General features: G+C 60.6%; 1 protein-coding gene. It reads right to left on the reverse strand.

The window, feature by feature from the left end; all coding sequences use genetic code 11:
- The coding region (locus ACR0C6_RS21790; protein WP_480621238.1) for a substrate-binding domain-containing protein at positions 1 to 700 on the reverse strand (700 nt) is incomplete at both ends.

Genomic DNA, 700 nt, shown 5'->3' on the forward strand with positions numbered 1-700 from the left:
GTCACAAGCGCCACGCCGGTGTCAAAAAAGTCCTTACCGGGTGTGTTCTCGGGTTTCGTCCCTTCGTCCGCCCATTTCTTGACAGCCTCAACGCCCAGCGATGCCATCAGCAGCGGGTATTGCTGTGATGTTGCACCGATGACGCCGTCCGCCACGTTCTGCACGCCAGGGCAGCCGCCATCGACGGAAACGATCAACACGTCATTTTCGCGCCCGATAGCCTTAAGCGCTTCATAAGCGCCCGCTGCCGCCGGTTCGTTGATGGTGTGCACCACGTTGATCGTCGGGTCTTTGGCCAGCAGGTTCTCCATGGCGCGACGACCGCCTTCTTCGTTGCCAGCGGTGACATCGCTACCAACAAGACGCGGGTCGTTTTCATCGCCAATCACGTTCGGATCGGCCAGATCAACACCGAACCCCTGCAGGAACCCCTGATTGCGAAGCACATCCACAGTGGGCTGGCTGACCGCAAGGTCCAACGTGGCGATTTTGGCGTCGTTTGCCGCATCTCCCAGAGTGGCTTTTGCCCATTGTCCGATCAGAAGCCCCGCAAGGAAATTGTCGGTGGCAAAGGTCGCGTCGGCCGAGTCGATAGGCTCAAGCGGGGTGTCCAGCGCAATCACCAGCAGCCCGGCATCGCGGGCCTGCTGCACCGCCGGAACGATGGACGACGTATCTGACGCGGTCAGCAGGATACCCT

It is taken from the genome of Ruegeria sp. AL12, from assembly GCF_056540885.1.